Origin of the sequence: Paraburkholderia sp. J67 (assembly GCF_905220265.1) — a bacterium.
Classification (GTDB): domain Bacteria; phylum Pseudomonadota; class Gammaproteobacteria; order Burkholderiales; family Burkholderiaceae; genus Paraburkholderia.
On the sequence record NZ_CAJMZK010000004.1, the window covers coordinates 1 to 26768 of the forward strand.

The window sequence follows — 26768 nt, forward strand, 5'->3', positions numbered from 1 at the left end:
ATTGCGCGGTATTCAGGCCGGAGAGCGTGAGACCCGAAACCGCCGCGCTGCTCAGCGCGCCGATCTGCGTGGACGACAGCGCCGACGCCGAATTCGACGTCAGCGAGCCCACCTGGGCCGAGGAGAGCACTGCGACCTGCGCGGTCGTGAGCATGGCCGTGGTCAGCGAGGCAACGTTGGTGCCCAGCGCCGCGATGTTCGCGGTCGTGATCGCCTGCGTCTGCGCCGTGCTCAGTGCGGTGGTCAGGCTTCCGAGCTGTGCGGTCGTCAGCGCGGCAACCTGCGCGTTCGACAGCATGGCTGTGTTCAGCGCGGCGACATTGGTGCCCAGCGCCTGGATCGTCTTGGTCGACAACGCCTGGGTCTGTGCGGTGTTGAAGCCGCTCATCGCTTCGATCTGGGTGGTCGAGAGCGCCGCGACCTGGACCGTGGTCAGGAAGCCGACGTTCAGCGACGCCACGCCCGCACCAAGCGCCTGGATGTCGGAGCTATTGAGCGCCTGGGTCTGGCTTTGCGTGAAGAGGGCGACCGCGGCCGAACTCAGCGAAACGATATCCGCCGACGACATCGACGCGATCTGGGTCGATGTCAGTCCGACAGACTGCGCCGTGGTGAGGCTGGCAATGTCGCTGGTTGAAAGCTGCCCGATCTGCTTGGTGGACAAGAGTCCGATCTGTGATGAGCTCAGTACCGATACGACAGACGTCATTTTTTATGGTCCTCTTCAGATTTTATTCCCCGGTGCGGCTACAAGCAGTCAGGCCGCCAAGGCACCCACGTTCTTTGGCAACGGCGTCGCGACCCATTCGTCCCTGCTAGTTGCGCAACGGGTCCCGCAAAGGTCTCTGGTCCGAATGACGGGCAGCCGTGGAAAGCATTCCCAGTCGATCTCAGATATCGGCGCAATTTTTTGAAACTTAATGTAATGACTGGAAATTTGTTTTGCTTTCAAATGGCTTCTAGACGGGCGTTTCGGCCGGTTTGATTTTCAGAAGGAGAAAGTCCGGAACGCGTTGGATCTGGCCATTCAAAGCAAACGTTTTCGATTCATTTTTTCGCGCGATAAATCTGATAAAACAGCGCTTTTTCGAAAATCGTTGGTGTGGATGAATGTGGGTGAAAGCAGTGCGCCTGGCTGTCACACGCGCGTCATGGCAGAGCGTGGAGGGGCGCGCCGTTTTGTCGAGCGCGCGCTGAAATACTTTCCGCCGGTAAGGATTGTGTGCCGTGCAAACGGCAACGCACCCGGATCTTGTTTCGGGTGAGCGCGCTTTCCTGTCAGGAGTGGGAGCGGTGCGCAGACGCTTTCAGGCTAGCCAATGGCCGATGCGCGATTCATATCGCCGACACACTTGCCTATGAATTTCCGCAGGAGCACACCAGCGTCGTTACGGAGTGCCAAGTGCGACGCACGAGCGCAAATACCGATCGGGCACGACGTTTTAAGGAGGTTTTTGAGAGGAATATTGCCAGGCTCACCACGCGGGTCGCGGGAAAACCATCGCGCGAAACAGCGAGAAGCCTTTTAACGGCTGGGCGAACGATGCAGATGGGTTTGACGACGACCAGGGTGTCGAAGTGCAAGGCGTAACGTCGTATGCAGCGCTGAAAATTCTTGGCGCGCCCGGCTGGGATCGAACCAGCAACCCCTGCCTTCGGAGGGCAGTACTCTATCCATTGAGCTACGGGCGCATTTGACGCTGACGTTGTTGCCGGACCAAAGAGGATGGACGGAACGACGCCGCAATGAGACCGAGAGAATACCCGGTTTCTATGACGACGTCCACCGCACGGCCTTGGGCGGCGCGGCCCCGGGCGTCGAGTGGCGGGAACACAGCAAAAACGCCCAAAACCCGCGACAATCCCGCGCCATGATCCGTCACGATTTATCAAACCGCGCAGCGCAAAGCCCCTCGGCTCCGGGTAAACGCCCGCTGAACACCCCTCTCGCGCGGCAACCAGCACTGAAACCTTGCGTCTATAATCGTCCCTGTTTGCTCAATCGCAAGGCTAATGCCGTCCTGCTGTACCGCTCACCAAAAAACCAACGGGAGTCGAGACAAGCATGAGCGAAGCACCCCACGGAGCCCCGATCAAAACGCCCGGCCAGTTGATTGCCGCTGTCATCGCCGGGTTTGCCGTCCCCATCGTCATCATCATTCTGCTCGCCTACTACGTCGATAACTCGACGCGAACCGGCGCGGGCACCGACGAGCTTTCCACCCAGCAGGTCACCGATCGCATCGCGCCGATCGCCCAGGTGTCGATTCGCGACGCCAGCGCGCCGCGCGTCTTCAAGACCGGCGAGCAGGTCTATCAGGCGGTCTGCTCGGCGTGTCATGCGAGCGGCGCGGCGGGCGCGCCCAAGTTCGGCAATTCGGGCGACTGGGCGCCGCGCATCGCTCAAGGCTACGACACGCTCTGGCATACGGCGCTCGCCGGCAAGGGCGCGATGCCGCCACGCGGCGGCACGAGTCCCGACGATTACTCCGACTACGAGATCGGCCTCGCCGTCGCCTATATGGCGAACCACGGCGGCGCGAACTTCCAGGACCCGCCCAAGCCCGCACCGGGTGCGGCCAATGGCGCGTCGGGTGCGGCGGCCGCAGCGCCCGCGTCTGCCGCCGACGCCAACGCGGCTCAGGCCACGGCCGCCGCCGCTGCGATCGCCGCGATCCCGCAGGCCAGCTCCGCACCGGCCGCCGACGCCAGCGCCGACGCATCGCAGGCCGGCAAGGCGCTCTACACGCAGGTCTGCCAGGCCTGTCACGCGGCGGGCGTGCTGGGCGCGCCGAAGTTCGGCAACAAGGCCGACTGGGCGCCGCGCCTGAAAGATCCGATGGACACCATCTATAACTACGCGCTGCACGGCAAAGGCCAGATGCCGGCCAAGGGCGGCTCGAACGCCTCCGACGCCGATGTGAAAGCCGCCGTCGACTACATGGTGAGCGCTGCCAAGTAAGCGCAGGCGCCAGCAGCAAAACAAAGGGCCGCATCGTCAATCGATGCGGCCCTTTTCGTTTCGGCCCCACGCGGAAAGATCAGCCCTTCTGCAACAACGCCTTCAGGCTCGCGAGCCGGTCCTTGGGCGACATCGGCGCTTCTTCGGCCGTGGGCGGCGGCGCATCGTCCAGTCCCATTTCGGGGATGAAGCGCGACGCTTCGCATACCACCGTCTCGCGCGCCCGCTTGCGCTTCTTGCACCAGTTCAAATGCAGGCTGCGCTGTGCGCGCGTGATCGCCACGTACATCAGGCGGCGCTCTTCCTCGATGCGCCCTTCGTCGATGATGTCGTCTTCCGAGCCGCCACGGTGCGGCATGATGCCTTCCTCGACGCCCACCAGAAACACGTGCGGATACTCCAGCCCCTTCGACGCGTGCACGGTCGACAGTCGCACCGCGTCCGGGTCTTCTTCCTTGCCTTCGAGCATCGACATCAGCGCGACGGTCTGGATCAGGCCCATCAGGTTCTTGCCGGTGTCGGCGAGTCTGTCGGTATTGTCATAGCCCGTGGCTTCGGCATCCTCGCCGATCTCCTGCTCGGGCTTGGTGCCCTTGCGCTTGAGCCATTCCATGAATTCCAGCACGTTCTGCCACTTCGACTGCGCCTGACGCTCGTCGAAGGCGTCGTAGAGGTAGGCCTCGTAGTGGATCGCGTCCATCAGTTCGTCGAGCACGACCGTTGCCGGATCCTTGACCGCGCGCTCGGCCAGACGCTGCATGAAATCGCAGAACACGCGCATCGGCTCGACCTGGCGCGCCGACAGCCGCGCCTCGATGCCGCCCATGTAGACCGCCTCGAACAGCGACACCTTCGCCTGCCCCGCGAACGAGCCGAGCGCTTCGAGCGTGGTGTTGCCCACGCCGCGTCGCGGCGTCGTGATCGCCCGGATGAAGGCGGGATCGTCGTCGTGATTGGCGATCAGGCGCAGGTACGCGCAGATGTCCTTGATTTCGGCCTTGTCGAAGAACGACTGGCCGCCCGAGAGCACATAGGGAATGCGCTCGCGGCGCAGCACCTGTTCGAAGATGCGCGCCTGGAAGTTGCCGCGATAAAGAATCGCATAGTCGCGGAACTGCGCGCGGCGCTCGAACTTGTGCGCGGACAGGCGGAACACCACCGATTCGGCTTCGTGCTCTTCGTCGTTGCAGGGCGTGACGGTGATCGTGTCGCCCATGCCGTGTTCGGACCAGAGCTTTTTCTCGAACAGCTTCGGGTTGTTGGCGATGACGTTGTTCGCCGCCGTGAGAATACGCACCGTCGAGCGGTAGTTCTGCTCCAGCTTGATGACGTGCAGCTTCGGATAGTCCTTGCCGAGCTGCGCGAGGTTTTCGATGGTCGCGCCGCGCCAGCCGTAGATCGCCTGGTCGTCGTCGCCCACGGCCGTGAAGGCCGCACGCGGGCCCGCCAGCAGCTTGAGCAGTTCGTACTGGCAGGTGTTGGTGTCCTGGTATTCGTCGACCAGCAGGTAGCGCAGCTTGTTCTGCCAGCGCTCGCGCACCTGCTCGTTCTTCGCGAACAACTCGGCGGGCAGGCGGATCAGATCGTCGAAGTCCACCGCCTGGTAGGCGTGCAGCGTCGCCATGTAGTTGCGGTAGACGATGGCGGCCTGGTGCTCGTCCTCGTTCGAGGCGGTCGCGAGCGCCTCCTCGGGCATCACGAGGCCGTTCTTCCACAACGAAATGATCGACTGGATCTTGCGGATGAAACCCTTATCGGTCGAGCCCACCTGCTCCTGGATCATCGAGAAGCAGTCGTCGGAATCCATGATCGAGAACTGGGGCTTGAGCCCGAGATGCTCGGCTTCCTGACGCAGGATCTGCACGCCCAGCGAGTGGAACGTACAAACGGTGAGCTGGTGCGCCGGCACCTTGCGGCCTTCCTTGCCGGGCGTGGTGAGCGTCTTGCCTTCGAGCAGCTTGCCCACGCGCTCGCGCATTTCGGCGGCGGCCTTGTTGGTGAAGGTGACGGCGGCGATATGGCGCGGCTCGAAGCCTTTCGCTTCGATCAGGTGCGCGATCTTCTGCGTGATGACGCGCGTCTTGCCGCTGCCCGCGCCCGCGAGCACGAGACAGGGACCGTCGAGATAGCGCACCGCTTCGTTTTGGGCGGGATTCAGACCTGCGGACATCGTTGCCTGGATTGGAAAAACGGGTGGTACGGCTGGGAGGCGCGTGCTGTCGGCGCACGCCTGCGCCGTGGGTCGGCCAGACGCGGCGAGCCGCGCGGCGAAAGGCGGGCGCGGCCTGTACGGCGCTGCGAGCCTCTCGATCGAGAGCAGCGATGTTAACACGGCGCGCGGGTTGCCATTCGCTGGCCGATGTCGCCCCGCTAATGGCGACAGTCGCTTCGCATCTGTCCCTCGCGCCCTGTCACGCGCGGCGGCGCGCGTGCCAAAATAGCCAGTTCCCTCCACCCGCGGCATCGCTACCCGCGCCGCCGCCGGACACGCTGCATAACCTGCTGGAAAGAGGACGCGCTTCATGACTGCACCGCTGCAAATCGGCCTGATGGGCTACGGCTTCGCCGGCCAGACCTTCCATGCACCCGTGATCGCCTATAGCGGCGCGGCCACGCTCGCCGCCATCGCCACGAGCCAGGCCGAGCGTGCGCAAGCCGATTACCCCGACGCCGCGATCGTGCCCGATATCGACGCGCTGCTCGCGCTCGACGCCATCGAATGCGTGGTGATCGCCACGCCCAACGACACGCACTACGAACTCGCGCGCCGCACGCTCGAGCGCGGCAAGCACGTGCTCGTCGACAAGCCGGTCACGCTCACGGCCGAAGAAGCGCGCACGCTCGCGGACATCGCGAAGCAACGCGGCCTCGTGTTCGCGCCCTTCCACAATCGCCGCTGGGACGGCGACTTCCTCACCGTCAAACAGCTGATCGCGAACGGGGAACTGGGCCGCGTCACGCACTACGAATCGCACTTCGACCGCTTTCGCCCGCTGGTGCGCCAGCGCTGGCGCGAGGACGCCACGCGCGGCGGCGGCCTGCTCTTCGATCTCGGGCCGCATCTGATCGACCAGACGCTCGCGCTCTTCGGCGCGCCCGAATCGGTCACGGCCTTCGTCCATACTCGCCGCGACAACGCGAGCGCGCCCGACTACGCGCACCTCGTGCTGCGCTACGACGGGCTCGACGCCGTGCTGCACGCGAGTGCGCTGGCCGCGTACGCGCCGCGCTTCGCGATCCACGGCACGCGTGGCAGCTATCTGAAGAATGGCCTCGACACTCAGGAGGACCAGTTGAAAGCGGGGCTGCGTCCCGGCCAGCCGGGTTTCGGCGACGGCAACGAGGCTGGCCGGCTGCACACGCTGAATGACGACGGCCAGGAGAGCGAGCGCGAGGTGCCCAACGCGGCGGGCAATTACGCCGATCTGTACCGCGCACTGGCGGCGGCGATCCACGAGGGCAAGCCGTTCCCGGTGAGCCCGCAGGACGCCATCGACGTGATGACGATCGTCGAACTGGCGATGCGCAGCGCGAAGGAAGGCCGCGCGATTCCGTTCGCGCGGGTGGCGTAAGCCAGAAGGAGGCGCACGGCGCGCTGCCTTGCATTCGTCCGACGCCTCTGAAAGGTCCATACAAACGGTTACATCTGCACGGCGTCGCGCGGTCATCGCACCGCGCGCGCGAGACGTTTGCCGACATACGACGCCAAAAAGAGCGATAACGACTAAAAGGAGAGTCGCGAATGACCCGTTTGAACCGTGCCTTCCGTTTTGCCGCCGCTGGCGCGCTTGTCTCGACGCTCGCCGCGTGCGTCGTCAACCAGCAGCCTGCACCGCGTCCCGGCCCGAATCCGCATGAAGTCGCCGTGGACCGTCTGCATCAGATCGACGGCCGCATCGACAACCTGAGCCGCCGCATCGACGCCCGCGTGAATCAGGGCTACTACCCGCCGCCCCAGGGCGGCGCGCTGCATCACCGTCTCGACACGATCCGTGGCGAGGCGCACGACATGGCCGCACAGCACGGCGGCGGCATTTCCGCCGACGAGCAACACGTGCTGAATCAGGAACTCGATACGGCGGCGCACGCCATCGGCGAGTAATCCGCCTCATCGCGCCATGCGATACACGGGCCGCCTCGCGCGGCCCGTTTTTATTTCCGCCAGACGAAGCCAATGCGGGCCAGAACCCGCGTGAAATTTCACCCGCCCGCGCAACCCTCCCGCCAGCCGCGCGAGCCATGCACGACGTCCTTTTCCGCCCCGCGCAATCGACTTCCAACGCCGCTCCAGCCCAATTTTTCCGCATTGACACAGCCCCGCGGCGTCGCGCACAATCGCTGCGCGCGTCGGGAGAGCGCGTTGCCGGTGTTTCAGGACACAGGTGGCGCCGCCGAAGGGGCAACCCACAAACTCTCAGGCAAAAGGACCGTGCGCGCCGGACCGCTGAATCGCCTGCTTCGTGCTCACGCGCGCGGCAACGCAATCGGCACTCAGGTCCGCAACTCTGGAGAGCGGCAGTAGGACGGCGGCGCGGATCGTAACGCACCCGGACGTTCAGGCTGCCCACCGAAGGGGCGCGCGTCTTCCAAGGCGCAATCTCTCAGGTATCGAGGACAGAGGGGCCATGCAGGAAACGACCACGGGCATTGTGCCGGCGGCGTTTCCTGCATGGCCTTTTTCGTTTTCGCGCGAAAACTTCGCACGAAACCTCGCGACCGCCTGAGGCCCCATGACCGAACTCAAACGCACCCCGCTGAACGATACGCACCGCGCGCTCAATGCCCGCATGGTCGACTTCGGCGGCTGGGACATGCCCGTCAACTACGGTTCGCAGATCGACGAACATCGCGCCGTGCGCACCGACGCCGGCATGTTCGACGTCTCGCACATGTGCGTCGTGGACTTCGCGGGCGCCAAGGCGCGCGAGTTCTTCGCCCGCGCGCTCGCCAACAACGTCGCCAAGCTGACGACGCCGGGCAAGGCGCTCTACTCGTGCATGCTCAACCCGGAAGGCGGCGTGATCGACGACCTGATCGTCTATTACTTCGCCGACGATGTGTTCCGCACCGTCGTCAACGCGGGCACGGCCGAAAAAGACATCGCCTGGTTCGAGAAGCTCAACGCCGAAGGCGGCTTCGGCCTCACCATCACGCCGCGCCGCGATCTGGCGATCGTCGCCGTGCAGGGTCCGAACGCCCGCGAAAAAGTCTGGCAAGTCGCGCCCTCCTCGCGCAGCGCCACCGAACTCCTCAAGCCCTTCAATGCCGCGATGATCGAAGCCACGCCGTTCGGCGAGCTGATGATCGCGCGCACCGGCTACACCGGCGAAGACGGCTTCGAAATCGCCGTGCCGGCCGCCGCCGTCTGCGAACTCTGGAATGCGCTCGAACGCCAGGGCGTGAAGCCCAGCGGTCTGGGCGCGCGCGACACGTTGCGTCTCGAAGCTGGCATGAACCTCTACGGCCAGGACATGGACGAAGGCGTCTCGCCGCTCGACGCGGGCCTCGCCTGGACCGTCGACATGAAGGAGCCGCGCGACTTCGTCGGCCGCGCCGCGCTGGAAGCGAACGGCACGCGCTCGACCTTCGTCGGCCTGATCCTGCAAAAGGAAAACGGCAAGGCTGGCGGCGTGCTGCGCGCCCATCAGAAGGTGCTCACGCCGCACGGCGAAGGCGAGATCACGAGCGGTACGTTCTCCCCGACGATGCAGGAATCCATCGCCTTCGCGCGCGTGCCCGTGGGCGTGCAACCGGGCGACCTCGTGCAGGTGCAGATCCGTGACAAGGCCCTTCCCGCAAGCGTGGTAAAACTGCCGTTCGTGCGCAACGGCAAGGTGCTGGTCGCCTGATCCTGCGAGTGTTCGCAGGGTTCGCGCCGCGCACGCCTCCCCCTTTTCAAGCCATAAGCAAACCACGCATTGGAGCAACCATGAGCATCCCGGCCGATCTGAAATACACCGAATCGCACGAGTGGATCCGCACCGAAGCCGACGGCACCCTGACCGTCGGCATCACCGATCACGCACAGGAAGCGCTGGGCGACATCGTCTTCCTGGAACTGCCGGAAGCCGGTCGCAAGGTCGCTGCGGGCGACGCGATCGCCGTGATCGAGTCGGTCAAGGCCGCCTCGGACATCTACGCGCCGGTCGCGGGCGAGATCGTCGCCGCGAACACCGACCTCGTCGACACGCCCGACGAAGTCAACACCGAGCCGTATGAATCGTGGCTCTTCAAGATCAAGCCCGCCGCAGACGCCAAGCTCGACGCGCTGATCGACGCCGCCGCCTACGAAAAGGCCATCGGCGCTTAATCCCAGCAACCGCAACGGCGCGGCGGCGGCATCCGGCCTTTTGATAGCCCGATGCCACCCGCGCCGGCAGGAAACCTCATGAAGCTCGAACACCCGGATCGTCTGATGAACACCTCGCCCTCGGCTATTTCGCTCGCGGCGCTCGAAGCCCACGACGCCTTCGCCGCCCGTCACATCGGCCCCGATTCGGCCGACCAGCAGGCGATGCTCGATGCGCTCGGCTTCGCCTCGCGCGCCGCGCTGATGGACGCGGTGATTCCGGCGCAGATCCGCCGCAAGGAAACGCTGCCGCTCGGCCCCTTCGCGCAACCGCGCTCGGAAGCCGAAGCGATCGCCGCCCTGCGCGCGCTCGCCGACAAGAACCAGGTGTTCCGCTCGTACATCGGGCAGGGCTACTACGACACGCATACGCCGGCCGTCATCCTGCGCAACGTGCTCGAAAACCCGGCGTGGTACACGGCCTACACGCCGTACCAGCCGGAAATCTCGCAGGGCCGCCTCGAAGCCCTGCTCAACTATCAACAGATGATCGTGGACCTCACGGGTCTCGCGATCTCGAACGCGTCGCTGCTCGACGAAGCCACCGCCGCCGCCGAAGCCATGACGCTCGTGCAGCGCGTGGGCAAGTCGAAGTCGAACGTGTTCTACATCGCCGACGACGTGCTGCCGCAGACCATCGAAGTGGTCAAGACGCGCGCGAAGCCGATCGGCATCGAAGTGAAGGTCGGTCCCGCCGCTGACGCCGCTCAAGCGGGCGCGTTCGGCGTGCTGCTGCAATATCCGGGTGTGAACGGCGATGTGCGCGATTACCGCGAACTCGCTACCGCAGTTCACGCTACGGGCGGCGCGGTGATCGCCGCCGCCGACCTGCTCGCGCTCACGCTGCTCACGCCGCCGGGCGACTGGGGCGCCGATGTTGCCGTGGGCAACTCGCAGCGCTTTGGCGTGCCGATGGGCTTTGGCGGCCCGCACGCCGCCTACCTCGCGGTGAAGGACGAATTCAAGCGCCAGATGCCGGGCCGTCTCGTCGGCGTGACCGTCGACGCGCAAGGCAACCCGGCGCTGCGTCTCGCGCTGCAAACGCGCGAACAGCATATCCGCCGCGAAAAGGCGACCTCGAACGTCTGCACGGCGCAGGCGCTGCTCGCGATCATGGCGAGCATGTACGCGGTCTACCACGGCCCGCAGGGTCTCAAGCGCATCGCGCAGCGCGTGAACCGCGTCGCGACGATCCTGGCTGCGGGCGCGAAGCAACTCGGCTACACGCTCGTCAATGCAGCGTTCTTCGACACGCTCACCTTCGAAGCCGGCCCGCGCGCCCAGGCGCTGCTCGACGCCGCGCTCGCACGCGGCATGAACCTGCGCCGCGTGAGCGAAACGCGCGTGGGTGTGTCCGTCGACGAAACCACGACGCGCGCCGATCTGGCCGACCTGCTCGCCGTGTTCGCGCAAGGCGCGTTCGCAGGCGAGGTGCCGTCGGTCGATGCGCTCGACGCCGAACTCGCCGCCAGCAACGCCGTGTCGTACCCGGCGTCGCTCGCACGCGAAAGCGCCTACCTCACGCATCCGGTCTTCAACCGTCACCATTCGGAAACCGAAATGCTGCGCTATCTGCGTAGCCTCTCGGACAAGGATCTCGCGCTCGACCGCTCGATGATCCCGCTCGGCTCGTGCACGATGAAGCTCAACGCGACCTCGGAAATGCTGCCGGTGACGTGGCCCGAATTCGGCCGCATCCACCCGTTCGCACCCGCCGAGCAAACCGTCGGCTATCGCGAGATGGTCGATCAGCTCGAACAGATGCTCGTGGCCGCAACCGGCTACGCCGCCGTCTCGCTGCAACCGAACGCCGGCTCGCAGGGCGAGTACGCGGGTCTGCTGATCATCCAGGCGTACCACGCGTCGCGTGGCGAAGCCGATCGCAACGTCTGCCTGATTCCCGCTTCGGCGCACGGCACGAACCCGGCGTCGGCGCAGATGGCCGGTATGCAGGTTGTCGTCGTGGCCTGCGACGCGCAAGGCAACGTCGATCTCGTCGATCTCAAGGCCAAGGCCGAACAGCACGCAGCGAAGCTGGCGGCGATCATGATCACGTACCCGTCGACGCACGGCGTGTTCGAGCAGAACGTGCGCGAAGTCTGCGACATCGTGCATACGCACGGCGGCCAGGTGTACGTGGACGGCGCGAACATGAACGCGATGGTGGGTCTGGCAGCGCCGGGCCAGTTCGGCGGCGACGTTTCGCACCTGAACCTGCACAAGACCTTCTGCATTCCGCACGGCGGTGGCGGCCCGGGCGTCGGTCCGGTCGCGGTGGGCGCGCACCTCGCGCAGTTCCTGCCGAACCAGCTTTCGTCGGGCTACAAGCGTGACGATCACGGCATCGGCGCGGTGAGCGCAGCGCCTTACGGCTCCGCCTCGATCCTGCCGATCTCGTGGATGTACATCGCCATGATGGGCGCGGAGAACCTCACCGCCGCCACGGAAACCGCGATCCTCAATGCGAACTACGTCGCGAACAAGCTCGCGCCGCATTTCCCGGTGCTCTACAGCGGCCCGGGCGGCCTGGTCGCGCACGAGTGCATTCTGGATCTGCGCCCCATCAAGGATGCGAGCGGCATCACCGTGGACGACGTCGCCAAGCGTCTGATGGACTACGGCTTCCACGCGCCGACCATGAGCTTCCCGGTGCCGGGCACGCTGATGGTCGAGCCGACCGAGTCGGAGTCGAAGGAGGAGCTGGACCGCTTCATCGACGCGATGGTTGCAATCCGTGAAGAAATTCGCGCCGTCGAGGAAGGCCGCGCGGACAAGGAAGACAACCCGCTGCGCCACGCGCCGCACACGGCTGCGGTCGTGATCGCCGATGACTGGAAGCGCGCCTATCCGCGTGAACAGGCGGCGTATCCGCTGACTTCGCTCGTCGCGCGCAAGTACTGGCCGCCGGTCGGCCGCGCGGACAACGTCTATGGCGACCGCAATCTGTTCTGCTCGTGCGTGCCCGTCGGCGAATATGCCGACGATCAGGCCGACCAGACCGCGGGCGAGTAACACGCGCCCCTTCGCGCCCGCCATCCGGCCCCGCTGCGAGGCGTTCGAGCCGCCGCGTGCCCCGTTCGGGGCCGCGGCGGCTTTTACGCAACGCACATTTGCCGCCGCAAACACCCGCCAAACCGTTAACATCACACACCTGTCAGCCTTGAACCAGGGAGTCGCGCATGGCGCGGAAGGTGGGAACGGCCTTTGCCGGGCATGCTCCGGCAGCAATTCAGGCCCACGGCCGGCGCGCACGCGTCGCGGCCTGTCTCGTGAGCATGGGCCTCGTGGTCCTGAGCGCGGCGCAACCGGCGCGCGCGGCGATGAACTTCTGTGCAGCGCCCGCGCTGCAGACGAGCGAGCGCACCAATGCCGATCCGGGCGTGAAAGCGCTCGTGGCCGAGGTGCAGGCGCATGTGAACGACACGCCGCATCCGCTCGCGACGCTGCACACGGAAGGCACGCTGCCGCACGAGGGTATTTACGACCAGAGCGTGGAGGCCGAGAAGGAACTCGACCTGATGCGCAATGCGGCGCTCGCCTGGCGCGCGACCAGCGACGAGCGCTATCTGAAGCTCGTCGATCGCTTCCTGCAGGCCTGGGTCGCGACGTATCAACCGAGCTTCAACCCCATCGACGAAACCCACTTCGAAGGGCTGATCCTCGCCTACGACATGACCGCCAGCGCGCTGCCCGTGAAAACGCGCAACGCCACGATGGTGTTCCTGAACAAGTTCGCCAACGGCTACATCCAGCAGGTGGACGCGCAACCGCGCCCGCTCAAGGGCACCTACGCGAACAACTGGCAGAGCCATCGCGTCAAACTGATTGCGATGATCGCGTTCACGCTCGACAACCGCAAGATGATTGGCGCGGCGCAGCGTCTCTTTATCGAGCATATCGGCGACAACGTTGCGCCCGACGGCTCGACGCTCGACTTCACCGAGCGCGATGCGCTGCATTACGTGACCTACGATTTGCAGCCGCTCGTGACCGCCGCGCTCGCCGCGCGCCGCCACAACCGCAATTGGCTGCCCGAGCGCGCGGCCAACGGCGCGACGCTGGCGGGCGCGCTGGACTGGCTCACGCCCTATGCCACGGGCGAAAAAACGCACGAGGAATTCGTGCATTCGAGCGTGCCGTTCGACGCCAAACGCCGCGAAGCCGGGTTGCCCGGCTACACCGGCGCATGGGACCCGAAGAACGCCGCCGAGCTGTATCACCTTGCAGCGCGTCTGGACGGGCGTTTCACGCCGGTCGCGCTCAAGCTGGCCGCCACGCCACCCGCGTGGCTCGCCGTCTGCCTGCCGTTGCCGGCGCGCTAACCAGCGCGAGAGGGGTTGCAGCGGTGGCGCATGAAATCGATGCCGCGCACCGCACCGTGCGGCATCCCCTGACAACCGACACGATCAAGCAGGAGCAGTACCCATGGCAGTAAGCGTTTTCGATCTCTTCAAGATCGGCATCGGGCCGTCGAGCTCGCACACGGTCGGCCCGATGCGCGCGGCGCTGATGTTCGCCGAAGGACTGGAGCGCGACGGGCTGCTCGCGCCCACCGCCTCGGTGAAGGTCGAGCTGTACGGCTCGCTCGGCGCGACCGGCAAGGGCCACGGCACCGACCGCGGCGTCATGCTCGGCCTGATGGGCGATGCGCCCGATACCGTCGATCCCGACACCATCTCCGAACGCCTCGAAGCCGTGCGCCAGTCGCGCCTGCTCGCGCTGCTCGGCCATCACACGATTCCCTTCGTGATGAAGGAGCACATCGCCTTCTATCGCCAGGCGCTGCCCGAGCATCCGAACGGCATGAAGCTGCGCGCACTCGACGCCACCGGCGCGACGCTGCGCGAGAGCACGTATCTGTCGGTGGGCGGCGGCTTCGTCGTCACGGCGGGCGCGGCCAATACCAAGGTTCTCTCCGCCGTCGAGCAGATGCCGCATCCGTTCCGCAGCGGCGCGGAGCTGCTCGCGCTGTGCGCCGCCACCGGCAAGAGCATCGCGCAGCTGATGCTCGAAAACGAACGCGTCTGGCACACCGACGAGGAAATTCGCACGGGCCTGCTGCGTATCTGGGACGTGATGCAATCGTGCGTATCGCGCGGCTGCGGCATCAACAACCCGGACGCCAACGGCACGCTGCCCGGCCCCTTCGCCGTCAAGCGCCGCGCAGCGCAGCTTTATCGCACCCTCACCGGTAACCCCGAGCGCGCGTTGCAAGACCCGCTCTCGATGATCGACTGGATCAATCTCTACGCGATCGCCGTCAACGAGGAAAACGCCGCGGGCGGCCGTGTCGTCACCGCGCCGACCAACGGCGCGGCCGGCATCATCCCCGCCGTGCTGCACTACTACGTGCGCTTCACGCCCGGCGCGAACGAGCAAGGCGTGATCGACTTCCTGCTCACTGCCGCGGCCATCGGCATTCTCTACAAGCTCAACGCGTCGATCTCGGGCGCGGAAGTGGGCTGCCAGGGCGAAGTGGGCGTGGCCTGCTCGATGGCCGCGGGCGCGCTCGCTGCCGTGCTCGGCGGCACGCCGCTGCAAGTCGAGAACGCTGCCGAAATCGGCATGGAGCACAACCTCGGCCTCACCTGCGATCCGGTTGGCGGCATGGTGCAGATTCCCTGCATCGAGCGCAACGCGATGGCGTCGGTCAAGGCCGTCAACGCCGCGCGCATGGCGCTGCGCGGCGACGGCGAGCATTACGTCTCGCTCGACTCCGTCATCAAGACGATGCGCGAAACCGGCGCCGACATGAAGACGAAGTACAAGGAGACCTCGCGCGGCGGCCTCGCGGTGAATATCGTCGAGTGCTGATGCGGTGACCTGAAGCGCGGCAACACCATATCGAAGCAGGATCGCAAAACCCGATTCAAGACTGAGAGGAGACAGCAACGCCATGCAGCAGTCGAACGAAACCGCTTCCTTGACCAGCACCAGCAGCACCACCGGCGCACGCCTTGTCGTCGATGCGCTCGTCGCCAATGGCGTCGAGCGCGTGTTTTGTGTGCCCGGCGAGAGCTATCTCGCCGTGCTCGATTCGCTCGCGGACGAAACCGCGCGCATCGAGACCATCGTGTGCCGCCACGAAGCCGCAGCGGCCAACATGGCGGAAGCGATCGGCAAGCTCACCGGCAAACCGGGCGTGGCGCTCGTCACGCGCGGGCCGGGCGCGACGCACGCCTCCATCGGCGTGCATACGGCCTTCCAGGACTCCACGCCGATGATCCTGCTGATCGGCCAGGTCGCGCGCGAGCAGATGGACCGCGAGGCGTTCCAGGAGATCGACTACCGGCGCATGTTCGGGCAGATGGCGAAGTGGGTCGCGCAGATCGACGACGCGCGCCGCGTGCCCGAATACCTGAGCCACGCTTTCCATATCGCGACGTCGGGCCGTCCCGGCCCGGTCGTGCTCGCGCTGCCGGAAGACATGCTGAGCGGCGCGATTCCTGCCGCCGAGGCGCAACGCACGCCGCCGGCCGCGCAGCGCGTGCAGGGCTCGCCTTCCGCCGCGCAGATGTTGCGCCTGCGCGAACTGCTCACAGACGCGAAAAAGCCTTTCGTGATCGCGGGCGGCCACGGCTGGACGCCCGAGGCCTGTGCCGACCTGCAACGCTTCATCGAGAACTGGCAATTGCCGATTGGCCTCGCGTTCCGCTTCCAGGACACGCTGAGCAACGATCATCCGAACTACGCGGGCGATGTGGGTCTGGGCATCAATCCGGCGCTCTCGGCACGTATCCGCGAAGCCGACGTGTTGCTCGCGCTCGGGCCGCGCCTGGGCGAGTCCACCACGGGCGGTTATGCGCTCTTCGATATCCCGAAGACGAAACAGACGCTCATTCACGTGCATCAGGGCGCGGAGGAACTCGGCCGCGTCTATGCCGCCGATCTGCCGATCGTCTCGGGTCTCGCCGAAATGGCGGCGCTGCTCGCAGCGCTTCCCGCGCCCGACATGCCCGCGTGGACCGGTGCCGCAACCGAAGCGCACGAGGCCTATCTCGCGTGGCGCACGCCGCGCCCGATGCCCGGCGACGTGCAACTGGGCGAAGTGATGCAGCAATTGCGCGCGCGCCTGCCCGACGACGCGATCGTCACGAACGGCGCCGGCAATTACGCGACCTGGTTGCATCGACATTTCGCGTACCGGCATTTCCGCTCGCAACTCGCGCCCACCAGCGGGGCGATGGGCTACGGCGTGCCGGCCGCCATCGCGGCGAAGTCGCTGTATCCCGAGCGCGCCGTGGTGGCGCTGGCGGGCGACGGCTGCTTCATGATGTCGGCGCCCGAACTGGCCACGGCCATGCAGTACGGGCTGAACGTGGTGTTCATCGTCGTGAACAACAGCCACTACGGCACGATCCGCATGCACCAGGAGCGCCACTATCCGGGCCGCGTGCACGGCACGCAACTCACGAATCCGGATTTCGCGTTGTTCGCGCAGTCGTTCGGCGCGCATGGCGAAGTGGTGACGAGCACGTCGCAGTTTGCGGGCGCGCTCGATCGCGCACTGACCGCAGGCAAACCCGCGCTCATCGAAATCCGCGTGACGAAGGAAGCGAGCACGCCTGCGGCCACGCTCGAACAGGTGCGAGAACAGGGACGCAAGGCACGCAACCCGTAAGTCATCAGTCATCCTGAATAAGCTCACCTTTGACGTTATCGAAGGTGAGCCGACAAAACAAAAGCCCCGCGGATCTTTCGATCCTGCGGGGCTTTTTACTACGCGCGGCTAGCTCAACAGCTTACTTGCCGCCCACGCTTTGCAGCGTCGTCCACTTGCCGTCGACGACCTTGTACAGCGTGATGCCGCCGTTCTTCAGGTCGCCCTTCGAGTCATAGGCGAGATCCTTCGCCGTGACAGCCGGCATGCTGGTCTTCGCGAGGAACGGCAGGTACTTGGCCGGATCCGTCGAGTTGGCCTTCTTCATGGCGTCGAACATCGCCATTGCGCCGTCGTAGGCGTACGGCGAGTACGTCTGGACGTCTTCACCGAAGCGCTTCTTGTACTTCGCAACGTAGTCCTTGCCGCCCGGCATTTCTTCCAGCGGCAGACCGGCGAGCGACGCCACCGTGCCGTTCGCTGCGTCACCCGCGATCTGCAGGAAGGTCGGCGTGTGGACCATTTCGCCGCCCATCAGCGGCGCCTTGATGCCCAGCGACTTCATCTGCTTGACCATCGGTGCGGCCTGCGAATCGGCGCCACCGTAATAGATCATGTCGGGGTTCTGCGCCTTCACCTTGGTCAGGATCGACTTGAAGTCGACAGCCTTGTCGTTGGTGTATTCGCGGTCGATGATGTTGCCGCCCGCTGCCTTCGCTGCCTTCGCGAATTCGTCTGCGAGACCCTGGCCGTAAGCCGTGCGGTCGTCAACCACGACGATCTTCTTCATGCCAAGGGTCTTCACCGCGAACGTGCCCGCGACCGAGCCTTGCTGCGTGTCCGACGTCATCATGCGGAACGTCGTCTTGAAGCCTTGCTGGGTGTATTCCGGCGCCGTTGCCATGGCGATTTCGGGGATGCCTGCGTTCGCGTAGATGCGCGAAGCCGGGATCGTCGTGCCCGAGTTGAAGTGGCCGAGCATGCCCTTGATGCCGTCGTCGACCAGCTTCTGCGCGACCGTCGTGCCCGTGCGCGGGTCAGCCTGGTCGTCCGCCGAATCCAGCACGAAGCGCACCGGCTTGCCGCCGATCACCGGCTTGGTCGCGTTCATGTCTTCGACCGCGAGCGTGATGCCGTTCTGGAAATCCTTGCCGTAGTGAGCCTGCGCGCCCGTCATCGGGCCAGCGAAACCGACCTTGACGTCCTCCACCTGCTGCGCGTGTGCGGTCCCCGCCAGCGACAGGGCCGCAACCAGCGTTGCGCCTGCCAGCTGCTTCATCGTGTGTTGCATAGCTTCTCCTTGGTACCAGGTATCGAATGAGCGGCTTCGGCGCCAAGCCTTGCCGCTTCCTTGTCCTGAGACAACCGATTGTAGCTGCCTGCTCTTAACCAATCGTCATCAGATTTGCATTGCCGCCTGCTGCTGCGGTGTTCACGCTCACCGAACGCTCCGTGAGCAGACGTTCGAGCGCGTAGTCTTCATCGCCATTGGCGAGCGCGTGCGCCGCCACGCCCTGCACCGAGACGATCGGGCCGGCACGCTTGGCCACTTCCTTCACGAGGCCGAGCAATTCGTCGCTGTCGCCTTCGAACAGCACGGCGTCGAAGTCCGCATCGGCCGACTTCTTGATCGCGACGTGCGCCTTGAGCGCTGCGGGCAGCGCATTGACCAGCGCTTCGCCGGCTGCGCCCTGGAACAGCGCGCGGTTGCCCGTGGCCAGCACGACGGCGAGTTGTGCACGCGCGCCGGTCGGCGTCGAGGCCACGCACAGGACCGTGCCGCGTGCGGACAGCGTGTAGGTGTTGCGCTCGCCCGTCGGGCCCGAGAGGACTGCCGTGGCGCCCGCGAGCACGTATTGCAGATAGCCGTCGCAACGCGCCGCGAGTGCGGGTTCGCGTTCCGCGATCAGCCAGTCGCGCAGCGTCGTGAGATTCGCGTGGGCCGAATTGCCGGCGGTTTTGTCGCCGTCGGCTTGCGGCTGATCGACGATCAGCGCATTCGAGAGCGACTTCGGCAGACCAGCCGGACGCGTGGCCAGCAGACGCGAGAGATACAGCGCGCCACCGGCCTTCGGACCCGTGCCCGAGAGACCTTCGCCACCGAACGGCTGCACGCCCACCACCGCGCCGATCACGTTGCGGTTCACGTAGATGTTGCCCACGTGCGCGCGGCCAATCACGTGCGCGATGGTTTCATCGATACGCGTATGGATACCCAGCGTCAGGCCGTAGCCCGTCGCGCGGATCTGTTCGAGCAGCTTGTCGAGCTGGCTGCGGCGATAGCGGATCACGTGCAGCACGGGGCCGAACACTTCGCGCTTGAGTTCGTCGAGGTTGTCGATTTCGATCAGCGTCGGCGGCACGAAGGTGCCCTTCGCGCAGTCGTCGGCCATCGGCATTTGCTGGACCTTGCGGCCCTTCTCGCGCATCGCGGCCACGTGGGCGTCGATGCCGCGCTTCGCGTCGGCGTCGATCACGGGGCCAACGTCGGCCGAAAGACGATCGGGGTTACCGATCGCGAGTTCCTGCATCGCGCCCGTGAGCATTTCGAGCGTGCGATCCGCCACATCGTCTTGCAGGCACAGCACGCGCAGCGCCGAGCAACGCTGGCCCGCCGAGTCGAACGCGCTTTGCAGCACGTCGGCGACGACCTGTTCCGCGAGCGCCGACGAATCGACGATCATCGCGTTCTGGCCGCCCGTTTCGGCGATCAGCGGGATCGGACGGCCGTCCGAATCCAGACGCTGCGACAGTTGCTTGTTGATCAGGCGCGCGACTTCCGTCGAGCCGGTGAACATGACGGCACGCGTGCGGTGATCGGCGACCAGCGCCGCGCCCACGGTTTCGCCATCGCCCGGCAGCAGTTGCACGGCGCCGGCGGGCACGCCCGCTTCGCGCAGGATGCGCACGGCTTGCGCGGCGATCAGCGGCGTCTGTTCAGCGGGCTTCGCGAGCACGGTGTTGCCTGCGGCGAGCGCGGCGGCCACCTGGCCCATGAAGATCGCCAGCGGGAAGTTCCACGGGCTGATACACACGACCGGACCGAGCGGGCGATGCGTGTCGTTCGAGAATTCCTCGCGGATCTGCGTCGAGTAGTAACGCAGGAAGTCGATCGCTTCGCGGATTTCCGCGATGGCGTTCGGCAGCGACTTGCCCGCTTCGCGCACGATCAGGCCCATTAGCGTGTGCATCTGCGCTTCGAGCAGGTCGGCGGCGCGCGAGAGACAGTCGGCGCGCGCTTCGACCGGCGTGGCCTGCCAGATCGGCGCGGTGGCCACGGCGTGCGAGAGCGCGGCGCTCACGTGCTCGCTCGTGGCTTCCACGACGGTGCCCACCAGATCGCGATGATCGGACGGATTGCGCACGTCGCGCGCCGCGCCTTCGGCGATATCGATATCGGCGAGCATGGGAGCCGCACGCCACGGATGATGCGCGCTGGCCAGCAACGCCGACGAGAGCGACGCCAGACGATGTTCGTTCGAGAGGTCGAGGCCCATCGAATTCAGACGCTCGCTGCCATAGAGTTCGCGCGGCAGCGGAATCTTCGTGTGCGGCGCGCCCAGCGGCACGACCTTGTTGGCGTCGTCGACGGGGTTCGTCACGAGTTCGCTGACCGGCACCGTTTCATCGGCGATGCGATTCACGAACGACGTGTTCGCGCCGTTTTCCAGCAGACGGCGCACGAGGTATGCGAGCAACGTTTCGTGCGTGCCGACCGGCGCGTAGACGCGGCACGGACGATTCAGCTTGCCTTGCGCGAGCGGGCCGGTGACTTCTTCGTAGAGCGGCTCGCCCATGCCATGCAGGCACTGGAATTCGTACTGGCCAGGATAGTAGTTCTGGCCCGCGAGGTGATAGATCGCCGAGAGCGTGTACGCGTTGTGCGTGGCGAACTGCGGATACACCGCGTCGGGTGCGCCGAGCAGCTTCTTCGCGCACGCGAGGTACGAGACGTCGGTGTAGATCTTGCGCGTGTAGACCGGATAGCCTTCCAGGCCATCGACCTGCGCACGCTTGATTTCCGTATCCCAGTACGCGCCCTTCACGAGACGCACCATGATGCGGTGACGGCTTCGGCGCGCCAGATCGACGATGTAGTCGATCACGAACGGGCAGCGCTTCTGGTACGCCTGCACCACGAAGCCAATGCCGTTCCAGCCCGCCAGTTCCTGGTCGAAACACAGCGCTTCGAGCAGATCGAGCGAGAGTTCGAGACGGTCGGCTTCTTCGGCGTCGATATTGAGGCCGATGTCATAGCGGCGCGCGAGAACCGCCAGTGCGCGCACGCGCGGCAGCAGCTCGTTCATCGTGCGTTCCTGCTGCGCGCGCGAATAACGCGGATGCAGCGCGGACAGCTTGATCGAGATGCCCGGACCTTCGTAGATGCCGCGGCCGCCCGCAGCCTTGCCGATCGCGTGGATCGCCTGCTCGTAGGCGGCGTAATAGCGCTGCGCATCCGCTTCGGTGGTGGCCGCTTCGCCGAGCATGTCGTACGAGTAGCGGAAACCGCGCGCTTCGAACTTGCGGCTGTTGGCCAGCGCTTCGGAGATGTTTTCGCCCGTGACGAACTGCTCGCCCATCAGGCGCATCGCCATGTCCACACCCTTGCGGATCAGCGGCTCGCCGCCCTTGCCGATCATGCGCGTGAGCGCCGACGACAGACCCGTTTCGCTATTGGTCGTCACCAGCTTGCCGGTGATCATGAGGCCCCACGTGGCGGCGTTCACGAACAGCGACGGCGCGTGGCCGACGTGCGACTTCCAGTCGCCCTTGCTGATCTTGTCGCGGATCAGCGCGTCGCGCGTGGCGCGGTCGGGAATGCGCAGCAGCGCTTCGGCGAGGCACATCAGCGCCACGCCTTCCTGGCTCGACAGCGAGAACTCGTGGATCAGCCCTTCGACACCGCCGCCGGTGCGCTTCGCGCGCAGCGTTTCGACCAGCCTGGTGGCCAGCTTCGTGACGTCGTTCGTGAGGTTGGCGGGCAGACGCGCTTCGCCGATCAGGAACGGCACGCACTCCGGCTCCGGACGGCGATAGGCCGCCGTGATGGCCGCGCGCAGCACCGACTGCGGTTGCACGTTCTGGGCGAATTCGAGGAACGGGTGCGACGCGTATTCGTCGGGGCCGTCGCCGGTTGCGCCATCGGCCAGATCGGCGGCGTTCACATGGCCGTTTAGCTCGGGCGGCAGCTGGCCGTGCTCGATCTTTTCGAGGTACGCGAAGATGGCCTGCTTGATGAGCCAGTGCGGGGTGCGCTCGAGGCGCGTGGCGGCATCTTTGAGCCGCGAGCGGAGGAGGTCGTCGACCTTGACGCCAAGGGTGGTGCTAGCCATGTTTCCTTCGTATGCCGGCTGACCCGCACCGGCCAAAGACTAAAAAGTTGGCGAATCGTACGCCTCCAAATAAAAAGGTGCAACCGTTTTTATAGAATGGTTGCACCTCGCTGAAAGCCCCGTGCAGCCTGGGTTTGCGGCCGGTTGCGGGGTCCGGGGTGACGGTGGGTTGCGCTCGGTATTTTCCCTGGGCGTGAATCTTTTTTGTCACCCTGTTCAAAACGCATCGTTTGCCGATATACAGGCATCACGGGGAGCCGGACACCTCCGGCGCGAGGACCAAAAAATGGAAAAATGGATGGTGGTGGCGGGGGTTTGGAGCATGTGTGCCGTGTGCGCCGTGCTGTTTATCCGGGGCGCGGCGGCAACGTCGTCCCGGCGTTTGCGCATGGCGCAACCTGAGAGCGGCGAGGCGGCTCACGCGGCCCCACGCTGATCCGTTGCGCACGGTCGGCATCGAAAAACATAGGGCAACGACCACGGCAACGGGCCGCAAGGAAGGCTCGCGGCGACGCATCGGCCCTGCCAGGGGATGGCGGGCCATCGCGTCGCGCGAGCGTCTTGAGGATGCGTTTTTGATGGCGCCAGAGCGCCTGGAATGGCTCGGAACCGCTCAGATATCGAGCGGATCGACTTCGAGGTTCCAGCGCAGCACGCCGCGCAAACCGCGCAGCGCGGGTAGCCACTCGCGCAGCGTCGCCTGCAGCGCGGCGCGCGAGCCGCTCTCTACGAGCAGCTGGGCGCGGTGGACATTCATGACCTTCACGATCGTGAGCGGCACGGCGTCGTAGGCCATCACGCGCGCCGCGGATGGAATCGCCGTGAGCATCTGGGCCGCCTCCGCGAGAAAGGCCAGCGCGGCTTCCAGCGTACGTCCTTCGGCGCGCAGCAGCGCCTGATAGACGAAAGGCGGCAGATGCGCGTCGCGGCGCTCGGCGAGCTGCGTGTTGGCGAAACCCACGTAATCGTGGCGCGCGAGCGCGTGATAGATCGCATGGCGCGGATAGCGTGTCTGCACGATCACTTCACCAGCCAGCCCGGCGCGACCCGCCCGGCCGCTCACCTGCATCAGTTGCGCGAACAGGCGCTCGCTCGCGCGGAAGTCGTGCGAGAACAGCGCGTTATCGGCATTGAGCACGCCGACCAGCGAGACACGCTGGAAATCGTGCCCCTTGGCGACCATCTGCGTGCCGACCAGGATATCGACTTCACCCGCGTGCACATCGGAGAAGAGCGCCTGCGCGCTGCCCTTGCGGCGCGTGCTATCGGCGTCGATCCGCAGCACGCGCGCGCCCGGCACGGCGCTCGCCAGCGCTTCCTCGATGCGCTGCGTGCCGCGGCCCATCGGCGCGATATCGACGTTGCCGCAGTCAGGGCACGAATGCGGTATGCGCGCCTCCCAGCCGCAGTGGTGGCAGCGCAGCGCGCGCTCGGGCTTGTGCAGCACCACATAGGCGCTGCAACGCGGGCAGCCCGCCACCCAGCCGCAGGAATCGCACGAAAGCACGGGCGCATAGCCGCGCCGGTTCAGGAAGATGAGGCTCTGCTCGCCACGTTCGAGCCGCGCCTTCATCGCCGCGACCAGCGGGCCCGATAGCCCTTCGAACGACGCACGGCCGCGCCGGCGCTCCTCTTCCAGATCGATCAGCCTGACGCTGGGCAATACCGCCTCGGCAACCGCACGGCGAGACAGCGTAAGGCGCGTATAGCGGCCCTGCTCCGCCTGCCACCAGCTTTCCAGCGAAGGCGTGGCCGAGCCCAGCACGACCGGCACGCCAAGCTGCTTGGCACGCCATACCGCCAGGTCGCGCGCCGAATAGCGCAGCCCTTCCTGCTGCTTGTAGGCGGGGTCGTGCTCTTCATCCACCACCAGCATCGCGAGACGCGGCAGCGAAGCCAGCACGGCCAGGCGCGTGCCCAGCACGATGCGTGCACGCCCGGTATGCGCGGCGAGCCAGTGGCGCGCCCGCTCGCCTTCGGCGAGGCCGCTGTGCAGCGTGACGATGGCGTCGTCGGGCAGCACGCCCGCGAAGCGCGTACGGAACGCGGCTTCGAACTGCGGCGTGAGATTGATTTCGGGTACGAGGACCAGCGCCTGAGCATCCGGCTCACGTTCGAGCAGACCCGCGAGCGCGCGCAGATACACCTCGGTCTTGCCGCTGCCGGTCACGCCATGCAGCAGGAAGGGAGCGAAGCCGTCCGACTCGAGGATGGCTTCAACCGCCGTGGCCTGTTCGTCGCTCAGTTGGTGCAGTGCGGGTTTCGCGGATGCGTCGGTATTTTTTGCGGCCGCGTTTTCGCCAGCCTGCGCCATGCCGAATTCGATGCACTCGTATTCGACCCAACCCGCCTCGCGCCACGATTCGAGCGTGACAGCCGCCTTCGGATGCAATGCACGCGCATCGACGAGATCAAGCTCGCCCGCGTCCAGCAGCGCCTGCGCGAGACGCCGCAAGACCTGCGCACGCGCGGGTAGCGCATCGGGCAAGGCTTCGCGCCCAGCCGGCAGCAAACGGTAGCGTTCTTCGGGCGCAAGCAGACGCGCCCAGCGGGCGGGATCGCGCAGCGCCTGCGGCAGCGCTGGCAGCGCGACTTCGCCCAGGCTGCGCTGGTAGTAGTCGGCGGCAAAGCCGACGAGCGCGAGCCAGTGCGCCGACAGCGGCGGGCAGGACGCACACACGGCGCTCACATCGCGCAGCTTGTTGGCGGGGACATCGCTGTGAGCACTGACTTCGCAGATCAGCCCCACGGCTTCGCGGCGGCCGAACGGCACGCGCACCAGCATGCCGGGTTGCGGCGTCGGTGCGTCGGGCGGGTAGCGGTAGTCGTAGAGCACAGGCTGCGGATGATCCAACGCCACGCCCACGAAGCACGGCGTCATGCCTCACCCCAATGCAAACGGTGTGCGCACTGTGCGCAAGCGCACCGACAACCCGATTTAGAGTGGAGCGTCGCCTTGAGCGCCAAGTTTTGGATTCCGCTGAGCAATCGCGCTCGCCTGTGGATAACTTTGTTAAGAACTCGGCCCGTGCGCCCCGCCATCGGCCTAGGGAGGCCATTATGTGGGACACCGCACAAATAGCCGTGGAGCGGCGAAAGCCTTATCTGTCAAGGGTCTGATTGATTGTTCACAGGCCTCGATACTGCCCTGCGGCAATTTTTCCCTCTTGCGCGCCGCAACGAGACAAGTGTGTATAAGTCAAGTCTTGACAGTGGTCAGATGGCGTCTGGATGGCCTGTTGCGCCGCCCGCGACCCTGATGCCCAGAGCCCAGTACGCTGCGGCGCAACAAAAAATTCACACGCTCGTGCGCAGGGCTCGGCTGTGACGATGCACTTCGTCGACCAGTTCGGCGACGCTCTCCGGCGGCGTGAATTGCGAGATGCCGTGGCCCAGATTGAAGACGTGACCGGGATGCGCGCCGAAGCTGTCGAGCACCGCACGCGCCTGTTCGCGGATCGCCGCGGGCGAAGCGAACAGCACGGTCGGATCGAGGTTGCCTTGCAGCGCCACGCGATCGCCCACGCGCTCGCGCGCGCGGCCGAGGTTGACGGTCCAGTCGAGGCCGACCGCATCGACGCCGGTTTCGGCGATCTCGTCGAGCCACAGGCCGCCACCCTTCGTGAAGGTGATGACGGGCACCCGCTCGCCGTCGTGCTCACGCTTGAGCTGCGCGACCACCCGGCGGATGTATTCGAGCGAAAAGCGCTGATACATGCCATCGGCAAGCGCCCCGCCCCACGTGTCGAAAATCATCACGGCCTGCGCGCCCGCTTCGATCTGCGCGTTCAGATAGGCAGCCACCGCCTGCGCGTTGATTTCGAGGATGCGCGTCATCAGGTCGGGGCGCGCGTAGAGCATCGACTTCACGGTGCGGAAATCGTCCGAGCCGCCGCCTTCGACCATGTAGCACGCGAGCGTCCACGGGCTGCCCGAAAAGCCGATCAGCGGCACGCGCTGGCGCCCCTGCCCATCGGTGAGCGCGCGACGGATCTCGCGCACGGCGTCGGTCACGTAGCCCAGCGTCGCACCGATGTCGGGCACCGCGAGCTTCGCGACGTCTTCCTCGGTGCGCACGGGATGCGCGAACTTCGGACCCTCGCCCGCCTGAAACGACAGGCCAAGGCCCATCGCGTCGGGAATCGTGAGGATGTCCGAGAACAGGATCGCCGCGTCGAGCGGATAGCGCTCCAGCGGCTGGAGCGTCACTTCGGTCGCGTAGTCGGGATTCTTCGCGAGGCCAAGGAAGCTGCCCGCGCGGCTGCGCGTGGCGTTGTATTCCGGCAGATAACGGCCCGCCTGGCGCATCAGCCAGATCGGCGTGTACTCGGTCGGCTGGCGCAGCAAGGCGCGCAGGAAGGTGTCGTTCAGAAGGGTGTGGGCCACGGGCGGAGGGCGCTTGCGCGCGAGATTCGGAAGCAGACGGCCATTTTACCGGAGGCGCCGCCGCGGCATGGTGCTGATGGCCGGCATAAGTGCGTGCGCCACACGGGCGGATCTGGCCAATCGGGGGAGTCCACGGTT

General features: G+C 65.9%; 15 protein-coding genes, 1 tRNA gene, 1 pseudogene and 2 riboswitches. Of the genes and pseudogenes, 10 read left to right on the forward strand and 7 right to left on the reverse strand.

Features of this window, described 5'->3' with window-relative positions; genetic code table 11:
* A pseudogene (locus U5782_RS09565) lies at nucleotides 1-709 on the reverse strand (heme utilization protein); the annotation flags it as partial.
* Nucleotides 710-1013: 304 nt separating this feature from the next.
* Here U5782_RS09565 and U5782_RS09570 point away from each other — a divergent pair.
* Nucleotides 1014-1265, forward strand: coding sequence for a hypothetical protein (locus tag U5782_RS09570; RefSeq protein WP_322043587.1), 252 nt, complete (start codon nucleotides 1014-1016; stop codon nucleotides 1263-1265).
* Between the two features lie 351 nt (nucleotides 1266-1616).
* Here U5782_RS09570 and U5782_RS09575 read toward each other — a convergent pair.
* A tRNA-Arg gene (locus U5782_RS09575) sits at nucleotides 1617-1692 on the reverse strand.
* Between the two features lie 373 nt (nucleotides 1693-2065).
* Here U5782_RS09575 and U5782_RS09580 point away from each other — a divergent pair.
* Nucleotides 2066-2962, forward strand: coding sequence for a c-type cytochrome (locus U5782_RS09580; protein ID WP_322043588.1), 897 nt, complete (start codon nucleotides 2066-2068; stop codon nucleotides 2960-2962).
* 79 nt (nucleotides 2963-3041) lie between these two features.
* On the opposite strand, the gene U5782_RS09585 is transcribed toward U5782_RS09580, so the two are convergent.
* Nucleotides 3042-5132, reverse strand: a complete 2091-nt coding sequence (locus U5782_RS09585; RefSeq protein ID WP_322043589.1) for a UvrD-helicase domain-containing protein — start codon at nucleotides 5130-5132, stop codon at nucleotides 3042-3044.
* A gap of 352 nt (nucleotides 5133-5484) precedes the next feature.
* Here U5782_RS09585 and U5782_RS09590 point away from each other — a divergent pair, with 352 nt between their 5' ends.
* From U5782_RS09590 to U5782_RS09625, 8 genes are all read left to right on the forward strand, one after another.
* A complete protein-coding gene (locus U5782_RS09590; protein ID WP_322043590.1) occupies nucleotides 5485-6534 on the forward strand; it encodes an oxidoreductase in 1050 nt (349 codons plus the stop codon).
* A gap of 170 nt (nucleotides 6535-6704) precedes the next feature.
* Nucleotides 6705-7064: a hypothetical protein gene (locus U5782_RS09595; protein ID WP_322043591.1), complete on the forward strand. Its 360-nt coding sequence runs from the start codon at nucleotides 6705-6707 to the stop codon at nucleotides 7062-7064.
* A gap of 236 nt (nucleotides 7065-7300) precedes the next feature.
* Nucleotides 7301-7401: riboswitch (glycine riboswitch) on the forward strand.
* Between the two features lie 56 nt (nucleotides 7402-7457).
* Nucleotides 7458-7590: riboswitch (glycine riboswitch) on the forward strand.
* 102 nt (nucleotides 7591-7692) lie between these two features.
* Nucleotides 7693-8811: a glycine cleavage system aminomethyltransferase GcvT gene (gcvT, locus tag U5782_RS09600; protein WP_322043592.1), complete on the forward strand. Its 1119-nt coding sequence runs from the start codon at nucleotides 7693-7695 to the stop codon at nucleotides 8809-8811.
* A gap of 80 nt (nucleotides 8812-8891) precedes the next feature.
* On the forward strand, nucleotides 8892-9272 hold the full coding sequence (gene gcvH / locus U5782_RS09605) for a glycine cleavage system protein GcvH (RefSeq protein WP_322043593.1): 381 nt from the start codon (nucleotides 8892-8894) through the stop codon (nucleotides 9270-9272).
* A 78-nt stretch (nucleotides 9273-9350) separates the two neighbouring features.
* Nucleotides 9351-12323 (forward strand): aminomethyl-transferring glycine dehydrogenase, encoded by a 2973-nt coding sequence (gcvP, locus tag U5782_RS09610; protein WP_322043594.1) that lies wholly within the window; start codon nucleotides 9351-9353, stop codon nucleotides 12321-12323.
* A 167-nt stretch (nucleotides 12324-12490) separates the two neighbouring features.
* On the forward strand, nucleotides 12491-13633 hold the full coding sequence (locus tag U5782_RS09615; RefSeq protein WP_415914287.1) for an alginate lyase family protein: 1143 nt from the start codon (nucleotides 12491-12493) through the stop codon (nucleotides 13631-13633).
* Nucleotides 13634-13736: 103 nt separating this feature from the next.
* On the forward strand, nucleotides 13737-15125 hold the full coding sequence (locus tag U5782_RS09620) for an L-serine ammonia-lyase (RefSeq protein ID WP_322043595.1): 1389 nt from the start codon (nucleotides 13737-13739) through the stop codon (nucleotides 15123-15125).
* A gap of 82 nt (nucleotides 15126-15207) precedes the next feature.
* Nucleotides 15208-16932, forward strand: a complete 1725-nt coding sequence (locus U5782_RS09625; protein ID WP_322043596.1) for a thiamine pyrophosphate-binding protein — start codon at nucleotides 15208-15210, stop codon at nucleotides 16930-16932.
* Between the two features lie 121 nt (nucleotides 16933-17053).
* On the opposite strand, the gene U5782_RS09630 is transcribed toward U5782_RS09625, so the two are convergent.
* From U5782_RS09630 to hemE, 4 genes are all read right to left on the reverse strand, one after another.
* Nucleotides 17054-18202: a branched-chain amino acid ABC transporter substrate-binding protein gene (locus U5782_RS09630; protein WP_322043597.1), complete on the reverse strand. Its 1149-nt coding sequence runs from the start codon at nucleotides 18200-18202 to the stop codon at nucleotides 17054-17056.
* A gap of 94 nt (nucleotides 18203-18296) precedes the next feature.
* On the reverse strand, nucleotides 18297-22244 hold the full coding sequence (gene putA, locus U5782_RS09635) for a trifunctional transcriptional regulator/proline dehydrogenase/L-glutamate gamma-semialdehyde dehydrogenase (RefSeq protein WP_322043598.1): 3948 nt from the start codon (nucleotides 22242-22244) through the stop codon (nucleotides 18297-18299).
* A gap of 613 nt (nucleotides 22245-22857) precedes the next feature.
* On the reverse strand, nucleotides 22858-25125 hold the full coding sequence (locus U5782_RS09640) for a primosomal protein N' (RefSeq protein WP_322043599.1): 2268 nt from the start codon (nucleotides 25123-25125) through the stop codon (nucleotides 22858-22860).
* A 416-nt stretch (nucleotides 25126-25541) separates the two neighbouring features.
* Complete coding sequence (hemE, locus tag U5782_RS09645) at nucleotides 25542-26630, reverse strand: uroporphyrinogen decarboxylase (protein WP_322043600.1); 1089 nt, start codon at nucleotides 26628-26630, stop codon at nucleotides 25542-25544.
* Nucleotides 26631-26768: the final 138 nt, after the last annotated feature.